Here is a 10,278-nt window from a genome sequence, read left to right as displayed (position 1 = left end):
GTCTATTATAAATTTTTTAAAGCCTGCTTGATAATGGTTTCCACATTGGCATCAGGCTGTGCAATCATAATTTTATCCACAACACGTTCTGCTTGTTTCTTTACAAAACCGAGCACTTCTAAAGCAGATAACGCTTCATCTTTATTGGTATTGCCTTGAGAAACGGAAACTTCGTCTATATCATAAATCTTTAAGATCTTGTCTTTTAAATCTATTATAACACGTTGCGCTGTTTTTGCTCCTATTCCTTTTATAGATTGAATTAAAGCGACGTCGCTTGAAGCAATCCCTTCTCTTACCTGTTTTGGCGTTAATGATGATAACATGGTACGTGCTATACTTGCTCCAATACCACTTACAGATATTAACAGTCTAAAAATTTCCCTTTCTGCCAATGACGAAAACCCATAAAGTGTATGTGAATCTTCTTTAATCTGAAGATGTGTAAATAGCTTTAAATTTTCACTGTCTGAAATTTGAGAAAAAGTATGTAATGAAATATTCAATAAATAACCTACTCCATGACATTCAATAACTACATGCGTTGGGTTTTTTTCTGTAAGTTTTCCTTTAATATGTGTTATCATGTATAAAGTTCGTTAACCGACCAAATGTAATAAAATTATCGCACTAAGTTACTTCCTTCCAGCATTTTCTAACTCCCACTTTTCTTTATGTTGAGCGTCAATGACAGCTATCGCGGTCATATTCACAATTTCATCAACACTCGCTCCTAATTGTAGAATATGCACTGGTTTTTTCATACCCATCATAATAGGCCCTATAGAATCGGCTTCATGCAATTCTTTTAATAATTTATAAGTGATATTTGCCGAATCCAGATTTGGAAAAACTAATGCATTTACTTTCTTTCCAACCAACTTTGAAAATGGAAACTTCTCCCGTAGCATATCATCATTTAACGCAAAATCCGTTTGTAATTCACCATCTACCTTCATCTCTGGGAAATGACGATGTAAATAAGATACGGCCTCTCTAATCTTTGATGCTTTTTCATTATCTGAAGATCCAAAATTAGAATAGGACACCATGGCTAACACAGGATCTAAACCAAACATCTTAATTACCTTAGCTGTCATTTGGGTGATCTTAGCTAAGTCCTTGGCACTAGGGTTAATATTTATAGAGGTATCACTTAAAAATAGAGGTCCTCTTTTTGTCATCATTAAATTGGTTGTTGCTATACGGGTAACACCATGCACCATTCCAATAAGTTCCAACATAGGCTTTACTACTGTTGGATAATTACGAGAATACCCGGAAATAAGAGCATCGGCATCACCTTCATTAACCATCATAGCCGCAAAATAATTACGCTCTCTCATTAAGCGTTGTGCAGAATAATACGTTACGCCTCTTCGTTTACGTTGCTCCCAATATACTTTAGCATACTTGTTTTTACGTTCGTTCTCTTCTTCTGTTTTTGGATCAATTATAGGAATATCTGCATCAAACTCAATTTCCGCCATTAGAGACTCTATGGTTTCTTTTCTTCCTAATAGAATGGGGTGTGCTATCCCTTCTTCATACGCTATTTGAGCAGCTTTTAAAACATCTAGTTGGTCTGCTTCAGCAAATACAACACGTTTCGGATTCAGTTTTGCTCTATTTAAAAGTAATCTTACCAACTTATTATCAGAACCCAAGCGCTCTAACAATACGTCTTTATACTTTTCCCAATCGGTAATAGGATGTTTAGCCACACCGCTTTCCATAGCCGCTTTTGCTACAGCTGGAGGCACTTCGGCAATCAGTCGAGGATCAAAAGGTTTTGGTATAATATAATTTTTACCAAACGTGAGTCTGGTTTCTCCGTAAGCTATATTAACTTGCTCTGGGACAGGTTCTTTTGCTAATTTTGCTAATGCTTTAACAGCAGCCATTTTCATAGCTTCGTTTATCTTTGTAGCACGAACATCTAGCGCGCCTCTAAATATAAACGGAAATCCTAATACGTTATTTACTTGATTGGGATGATCGCTACGACCCGTTGCCATAATGATATCTTTACGAGTAGCTACTGCGATGTCATACTTTATTTCCGGATCGGGATTAGCCATAGCAAAAACAATTGGATTTTTTGCCATTGCCAACAACATTTCCGGAGATACAATATTTGCCATTGAAAGACCAATAAAAACATCGGCATCTTTCATAGCTTCATCTAGCGTATCTATTTTTCTATGGGTAGCAAATTCTGCTTTTTCTTTAGAAAGGTTTTCTCTATCATTTCTTATAACACCTTTACTATCCAACATCACCATGTTTTCTCGTTTTGCGCCACAGGCTTGATATAAGCGAGAACAAGAAATAGCAGCGGCACCTGCGCCACTTATTACTATTTTAATTTTTTCAATCTTTTTTTCTGCTAATTCTACTGCATTTATCAACGCAGCAGCAGAAATAATAGCTGTGCCGTGTTGATCATCATGCATAACAGGAATATCCAGTTCTTCTTTAAGACGTCTTTCTATTTCGAAAGCTTCGGGAGCTTTAATATCTTCCAAATTGATGCCACCGAAAGTAGGTGCAATCATTTTTACAGTTTGGATAAACTCATCAACATTTTCGGTACCTACCTCAATATCAAACACATCAATATCAGCAAAAATCTTAAATAGAAGCCCTTTTCCTTCCATCACCGGCTTTGATGCTTCGGGACCAATATTTCCTAAACCTAAAACTGCCGTTCCGTTGGAAATTACAGCTACTAGATTTCCTTTCGCCGTATATTTATAGGCGTTTTCTGTGTTTTTTTCAATCTCTAAACAAGGTTCTGCTACGCCTGGCGAATAGGCTAGAGACAAATCTCTTTGACTGGCGTATTTTTTGGTTGGAACTACCTTTATCTTTCCTGGGGTTGGTTTCGCATGATATATAAGGGCCTCTCTTCGTTTACTTTCTTCGCTCATAATTATTGTTAATTAATGATTCCCGCATCTGCGAGAATGACAATTTAAAAAAGAAACCTTTAAGTTGTACTTAAAGGAATTTTTAATTTAACTAACAAAGATAGCAATCCTATTAAGGAAACCTCTATTCTTTTAAAAAATTGATGTTTCTTTTTAAATTTTATGTGCTTTTTGGAAAGATTGAATCTGGGTCTGTAAGCATATTCAAGCTGTTTAAATATTTAGCTTCTAAAAGCTCAATACCTAATTTATACGATGCATTGGTCCAACCAAAACCTCCATCTGTAACATATTTGAAATTTGTTCCTACATTACCGTATTCTACATCTACTTGATGTGTACATGTATTAACATCAAACTTTTCTGGTATTAAACCATTATAATTTACAGCTGTTTTTACAATGAGCCATAACCATCTATAAATAAGTTCTTGTGCTTTCGTTTCAAACCCATAATTTTTTAGTCCTTGCCAAATTAACATTTGGTGTGGTGCCCAACCATAAGGAAAATCCCATTGTCTTTCGGTTGCATCTTTTGGCATGGCCTCTAAACCAGATGTTGATGCTAAACCTCCTTTACAAATTAAATTGGGTAATTGTTTCTTAACTATGCTTTCTGCTTGTTCTTCTGTACATAAATTTGTCCATAACGGGTAAAGGTTTGTTGTTGAAATGCATGGTTGTTGCTTCTTTTTAACAAAATTGTAGTCATAAAACACAGACTCTTTTTCGTTCCACATATAACCTATCATTAACTGCTTTCGTTTGTTTGCACGTTGCAACCATTCAGCTGAACTAAAAGTATTATTGTTATATGAAAACGAATCGTTAAAATACGATGCAATAAGATAGGCTATATCTGTTTCATATTTATATAGCAAACTATTTAAATCAACGGAATTCAGGTGTGCTGAACAATCATCTAATCTATTTGTTGTATCGTGCCCGCTTTCTCTCATGCTTCTATCGTGTACGAAATACTTATCTAAGGCTTCATCAACAATTTCGTTTTGTTTATACTTTTCTTTAAATTCTATAAACGGTATGTTATGTTTTTTTGCAAAGATTTTAAATATAGCATCAAAATGTTCTGGCTCTGTTTCATTAGGAACTCCTGTACCTTCTCCAAAATAGCGATTTAATTGTGTATCGGTTAATCTCACATTTTCAGTCATCCAAACATTAAAATATTCAGAAATAGCTGTGGTCAATTTTTGTTGTAACCAATTTAGTTGTAATTTATTAGAATAGGTTTCGTAAAACTCTTTAATAAATGATGTGAAAAATGGTGGCTGAGACCGAGACAAATAATAACTACGATTGGCATTTAATATTTTCCCGTAATGAATAATTTGGTACTCTAAATTATCAATCATAGCCTGAGCAAGTTCAAATTTATCATCGATTATAAGACCTAAGCCAATAAAATAGCTATCCCATCCATACATTTCATTAAAGCGGCCTCCCGGCACAACAAATGGGATACTTTTCTTTTTCTCTTTTGAATACGCTAATGCTAAAATTCCTGGCTTTTGGTTTAAAGCAATTATTTCCTCATTTGAAATATTTTCTGGAATCGTTTCAACTTTAACATGCCCATACGCCATTGTTTTTTGTTTATAAAACTCTAGTGCTTCAACATCAGATTCTGGCACATATAACCGCAAAAAATCACCTTGCATTTTTTCATCTTCCAGTACATTTAATACCCCTTCGTTATCAAAACTTCTGGTGAGTTTATCCCAATAGTAATCTTTAATAACTCTGGATGTTCGTGTTACTGGTTCTTCAACTATATGTTCTAAAAGGATATTCCCTTTATGATTAGTTAAAAGTGCTGCTTCTTGCAACAGATTAGATAAATGATAAGTTCCTTTTATAAGGACACTATTACCTTCTTCATTTTCTATAAAAAATTCTTTTTTTCCTAAATCATCAATAGTTATTGTATGGCTTCCTGTAGTATCTTCTTGTTTTATTAATTGATCTATAAGTTTAGACTTATCAACGGGCAACTTCATATTTCTTCGTCATTTTGTTTAACATAAAAAGTGTGATTATTAGAATAATCATAGGAATTAACATAAAGAAAAATGCTTTTCTCCCACCTATGTGTTCAAATAGATACCCTATTATTCTGGAACCTAGTGTTCCTCCTAAAGCAGAAAAAATAACTATTAGTCCTGTCATAGAACTGTGCATTTTTTTAGGTAATGCCGATAGCACCGTAGAACTTATAAGTGGATAAATTGGAGCTATAAAAAGTCCAATAATCGGAAACACGAACCCTATTAACGGGATGTCGAGTACACTTTTAATTTCGATAGCCTTTGAATCCAGTATGTTTGGCAATACTAAAACAACTATGAACATTGATATAACCAAACAGGTTGTTACTATTGACAACCAAGGTATTCTTTTCACAATAACACCTGCAAGTAATCTACCTACCGCTAGTGAAATGGCTAAAATACTTGCCATTTGAACACTTAATGAATCACTAAGTGATAATACATTTTTGTTAAATGTAGGTAACCAAGTCATAATACCTTGCTCTACCATTACAAATAAGAATGCGCTCAGGATAAAAAAGATAACTAATGGTAATGCCATTAATTTTATCATTTCTAAAAAATCCTGAGATAAAGATTTGTTGGAGACTTCTGCTTCTATATTTATTTTCGAGAATAACAGAATTATAAATGAAACTGCTATCATCCCTGCCAAAAACAGGTATACTCGCAACCAGGCATCTGGGTTAGATGCATCGAAAAAAGCAGGGAATATAAAATACGCTAAAGCGATTCCTACCATAAAAAACCCTTCTATAGAACTCATAAAACTACTATGTTCTTTCTTGGTTTTTGTTAGTAAACCAATCATAGAATACACAGAAACCTTAATAAAAGCAAAGGCTACTCCAATTGTTAAAAACAGCACTTTAGTACTTCCAAATGTATTTCCATAATACATATAAACACATCCAAAAAACACTATTAAAAGCGCTAACAACATACTTTTTTTATAGCCTATTTTGGGCAAAAACGAGGCCACAAAAAATGACACAAAAGCTATTGGTAAATCTTTAAAAGCTTCCAGAATACTTGCGCTTGTTTCACTTACATTATAATTATCTATGGCTTGCTTAATGACTATCCCTACGCTATTTAGCAAAATAGCAAACACAAAATAATTAATGTATAGAGCCGCTTTAATTCCTAGGTTTTTCATCTGTTTAAAATTCTTTGGTTTTCTGAAAAATGAAGAAACTAAAAATTTCTGCACATTCAGGAATTCGTATAAAGAGGCTGTCTAAAAATTCTAAAAACTGTCATTCTGAATATTACCTTCGGAACAAAATATATTTTGTTCCGAAGGTAGCAGCGAAGCTGTGAAGAATTTCTTTAAAATTAAACACGAGATTATCAGTGTATTGAGATTTTTCAGCTACGCTCAAAATGACAGTTTTCAGACATCCTCATTATATTTATTTCATATTAAGGACTCTTTAATTAAAAATTAATTGCTACTGATACCCTTACTGCTCTACCTAGAATTGACCTTCCTAAAAACACATCTCCATCTGCTGGTGCAGCACCATCCCCTTCGGTAAGTCCAATTGTATTAAATAAGTTTGATGCATCTAATCCGAACCTTAAATTGTTTACTTTATAGGATGCTCCTGCATTTACGACACCAAATCCTGGTAGTTCAAACGTATTCTCAATATCATGATATTTTTTTCCAAAATAAGAATACTTAGCGTATACATTAAAGTTATCCGTTATATTATAATCTGGTCGGATGTTATAATAAAATTTTGAAATTCTTCTTGCTAAATTCCCATTTAAAGCAGTCTGAGACCCTTCATAACCATCATATTCCGGATTTTGAAGTGTTCCATTTAATGTGGCATTAAAATTTCCTAATTTTAAGATAGCCTCAAGTTCTAAACCTATATTTTTTACGTTTGCAAACTTTCTTTCAGAGACGCCTCCTGCTCCTATATCCTGATAGGTTATGTTGTCTAATTTCATGTGAAACAGATTCGCAAATAAGGCTATTTTCTCGGATGAATATTTAAACCCAAGTTCTGTTTGGTTTACCTTGGTAGGTTCTAAATCTTGAAAAGCTTGATTTTGGTTTCCTTCTCCACTTTCAACGGCAATGTAAAAGGCTTCTTCAATAGGAGACCTAAATCCTCTACTGTATCTTAAATATGATGCCATATTATCATTAAACTTATAGTTTGCTGCTCCTGTATAAGAGATTTCACTTACATCATAATCCCAATAAACATAATCTCCTCTTAAAACATTTACACCATTATCTGCTGTGTTATTTGGCAATATCCCAATATCGTTACCCCAGGTTCCATGGTCTCCTGCTCCTGAATACTTATCATCATCATATCTAAAACCAAAATTTAAAGTTAAATCTTCGCTCGCCTCAATTTCAGCGTCTAAAAAAATGGCATTTAATGTTCCTTTTATTTGAGATTCTCTTTGCAACCATGATATCCCAGAGATACCATTGTATGTATATGCTGTTCCCGTATTAGAATCCACCAGATTTACTAATCGCCCTTCATCTTCGACACTTGTTAAGAAACTGCTCCAATTCCAATTTTGATTTGATTTCCAGTTAGAATAATAATATCCTACATTTAAATTAATCTTATCCCAGTTAAAGTTGAATGCTAAATTATTAGCAAAATTGTTCATCTGCTTTCTAATATTCCAAAAGTCAGCTCTTTTTAGATTAATATTAGATCCTAATGTAGCACCTCCATTGTTATATGTAAAAACAGCATCGCCATTGGCAATTCCCAGATCGGCAGCATAATCTGCCTGACTGGTAATACCTCCCATCCATGCGGCAGCAAAAATGGCATTGTAATCTAAATTAATATCTGTATTCTTGAAACTATTTTTTACTGAAACTATGTCTGAAAGTTGGTATTTAAATTCCCCTCCAATAGCATTCGTTCTTGGATGAATCCCATCTTCTAAATCTGCTTTAAAAAATCCACCACCACCTTGCGGTACATTTATTTTAGTCATTTCACGATTCGCAAATGTTCCGTAATTAGCATCAAATCCAGGGTATTCTTTTACATCATCTCCTCTTTTAACGAAAGGTGTTGATTGATAAAAAATCGTTCTGTCATCTAAATTTTTAAAATAGAGACGTGCATACCCTTTATCAAATCTATAAGTCATATTAAACTTAACTTGTCCACCATTATTCGCTTTATATCCTGGATCTCTAATTCCATCATCTACTCTATAAAAACCACCGACATTATAAAACAATTTATCTTGAACAATGGCCCCTCCAAGATTAAAATCTGTTCTAAATAAACCGTAATCGCCTACTGTTAATTTTGTAGTACCTTTAAATTCATTTTGACCTGTATTCGAAATAAAGTTAATGATACCTCCTGGAGCTCCAGAAGCATATATAGAGGCTGTACCTCCTTTTACGGCCTCTAATCTTTTAACAGTAGCGTCTGTTCTTTGAAAGTTATCGATGTTAGCAAATTGTAAGGCGCCATCTTCAAAGACAGGCATACCGTCTTCTTGAAATTGAACATACTCATAGGCTCCTGCTGTTGGAATACCTCTTGCAAATAAGTTGTTTCCTGTTTCTCCCCCTGATGTTTCAACCAAAAACCCCGGTATAGATTGTAATAAGTCTGCTGTGCTTTGTGGCGCTTGTTCTTCTATTTGTTTAGAACCCATAGTCGTAATTGCAACACTTGATTCCATTTTCTTTCTTGGGTTTCCAGAACCTGTTACAACGACTTCGCTTAATGACATTAAATCTTCCTGAAGCGTTACATTTAGTTGTACACTACTGCCGCTCACTGTAAAAGAAAGTTCCTGAGTTTTAAAGCCTATATAGGAAACTACAAGTGTAAAACTTCCATCTTCTACATTACTTATTACATAATTTCCATCAAAATCTGTAACAGATCCTTTACTAGTATTTTGAATAACTACATTAACTCCTGGTAGTGGGCTCCCATTAGTATCTGTTATAGTTCCTTCAATGCTTCCATTTTGAGCTATTGCTATACTGGACATTAAAGCCAGCATTGTAAAACAAAGCTTTTTTAAGATTGTAATTTGTTGTAACATAATTAGTTCTTTTTTAGTTTAAGTTACTCAAATATACTTTTCCAGATATTTTAACCATTCAAATATTTTTCGAAAACGTTTTCGATTTTACCGAAAACGTTTTCGAAAGCTTTACAGTCGTTTTCTATTACTAAATAATTATTCATAATTTAGTAATTTTTACATTCATAACATGAAAACTATAACTTTAAAACAAATTGCAGAAGAATTGAATATTTCTGTAACAACAGTTTCTAAAGCTCTTAAGGACTACCCTGATGTAAGTAAAAAAACAAGACAGCGTGTATTAGATTTAGCAAAAGACTTAAATTATATTCCAAACTCATTTGCTGTCAGCTTAAGAATGCAACAGTCTAAAACTATAGGTGTTATTGTTCCTGCTACGGTTCATCATTTTTTCTCAAATGTTATTAAAGGTATTTTAAAAGAAGCAGAAAAAAAGGATTATTTAGTTATTCTTTTACATTCTAATGAAAACTATGAGCTTGAAAAAAAACAGGTTGATTTGCTTATTAGCAAAGGTGTAGATGGCATTTTAATCTCTTTATCTAACAAAACCAATAATTTTGAGCATCTTCAAAAAATAATTGATCATGATATCCCTTTAGTTCTATTTGATAAAATAGCAAAAACGGTTAAATGTTCTAAAGTCATCGTTGATGACAGAAAGGCTGCATACGATGTTGTTTCTCATTTAATAAAAAAAGGGCATAGGCGAATTGCTCATTTTAGAGGGGATCTAAATCCTCAAAATTCTATAGATCGTTTTTTAGGTTATAAGCAAGCATTGTTAGATCACGATATAGACTTCGACCCTACACTGGTATATATGTGTAATAATAATTCTGATTTTGAAGATGGGTATAGCAATGCAGAAAAACTGTTAAAAGATCATGGTAAAACGATAGATGCTATTTTTACAATTACCGATGTTATTGCTATAGGTATTATTAAATATTTTACCGATCATAATATTAAGATCCCTGAAGATATTGCATTGTTTGGCTTTAGTAATTGGTTTATGGCTTCTGTAATTAGTCCAGCGCTCTCTTCGGTTGAGCAACATGGTTATGAAATGGGCGAAAAATCTGCTCATATCGTATTTCAAGAGATTGATTCTAAACACAACGATATGCCTATTGAACCTCAAATTGTCGTGCTTCCTACTGAGTTAATAATTAGAGATTCTTGTTAATTAATTAT

General features: G+C 33.5%; 6 protein-coding genes. 1 reads left to right on the top strand and 5 read right to left on the bottom strand.

What is annotated here, in order from left to right; translation table 11 throughout:
* Positions 1–5 precede the first annotated feature (5 nt).
* From ruvA to Q4Q47_RS10985, 5 genes are all read right to left on the bottom strand, one after another.
* Positions 6–587 carry a Holliday junction branch migration protein RuvA gene (gene ruvA / locus Q4Q47_RS11005; RefSeq protein WP_303306708.1) on the bottom strand — a complete coding sequence of 194 codons (582 nt, stop codon included), beginning with the start codon at positions 585–587 and terminating at the stop codon, positions 6–8.
* A gap of 48 nt (positions 588–635) precedes the next feature.
* Positions 636–2,933, bottom strand: coding sequence for an NADP-dependent malic enzyme (locus tag Q4Q47_RS23835; protein ID WP_303306707.1), 2,298 nt, complete (start codon positions 2,931–2,933; stop codon positions 636–638).
* Between the two features lie 160 nt (positions 2,934–3,093).
* Positions 3,094–4,953 carry a trehalase family glycosidase gene (locus Q4Q47_RS10995; protein WP_303306706.1) on the bottom strand — a complete coding sequence of 620 codons (1,860 nt, stop codon included), beginning with the start codon at positions 4,951–4,953 and terminating at the stop codon, positions 3,094–3,096.
* Positions 4,937–6,163: an MFS transporter gene (locus Q4Q47_RS10990; RefSeq protein ID WP_303306705.1), complete on the bottom strand. Its 1,227-nt coding sequence runs from the start codon at positions 6,161–6,163 to the stop codon at positions 4,937–4,939. The genes Q4Q47_RS10995 and Q4Q47_RS10990 overlap by 17 nt, the downstream gene beginning before the upstream one ends.
* Positions 6,164–6,444: 281 nt before the next feature.
* Entirely contained in the window at positions 6,445–9,075 is a 2,631-nt protein-coding gene (locus Q4Q47_RS10985; protein ID WP_303306704.1) for a TonB-dependent receptor, read from the bottom strand.
* A gap of 172 nt (positions 9,076–9,247) precedes the next feature.
* Here Q4Q47_RS10985 and Q4Q47_RS10980 point away from each other — a divergent pair, with 172 nt between their 5' ends.
* Positions 9,248–10,270, top strand: coding sequence for a LacI family DNA-binding transcriptional regulator (locus Q4Q47_RS10980; protein WP_303306703.1), 1,023 nt, complete (start codon positions 9,248–9,250; stop codon positions 10,268–10,270).
* The last annotated feature ends 8 nt before the right edge of the window (positions 10,271–10,278 follow it).

This window comes from Flavivirga spongiicola (genome assembly GCF_030540825.1).
Lineage (GTDB): Bacteria > Bacteroidota > Bacteroidia > Flavobacteriales > Flavobacteriaceae > Flavivirga > Flavivirga spongiicola.
The sequence above is the reverse complement of the archived record's forward strand: the minus strand, read 5'-3'. Positions and strand labels throughout refer to the sequence as shown.

Coding starts and splice junctions, on each gene's coding strand:
- ruvA (WP_303306708.1), bottom strand. CDS start 587: ATGATAACACATATTAAAGGAAAACTTACAGAAAAAAACCCAACGCAT.
- Q4Q47_RS23835 (WP_303306707.1), bottom strand. CDS start 2,933: ATGAGCGAAGAAAGTAAACGAAGAGAGGCCCTTATATATCATGCGAAA.
- Q4Q47_RS10995 (WP_303306706.1), bottom strand. CDS start 4,953: ATGAAGTTGCCCGTTGATAAGTCTAAACTTATAGATCAATTAATAAAA.
- Q4Q47_RS10990 (WP_303306705.1), bottom strand. CDS start 6,163: ATGAAAAACCTAGGAATTAAAGCGGCTCTATACATTAATTATTTTGTG.
- Q4Q47_RS10985 (WP_303306704.1), bottom strand. CDS start 9,075: ATGTTACAACAAATTACAATCTTAAAAAAGCTTTGTTTTACAATGCTG.
- Q4Q47_RS10980 (WP_303306703.1), top strand. CDS start 9,248: ATGAAAACTATAACTTTAAAACAAATTGCAGAAGAATTGAATATTTCT.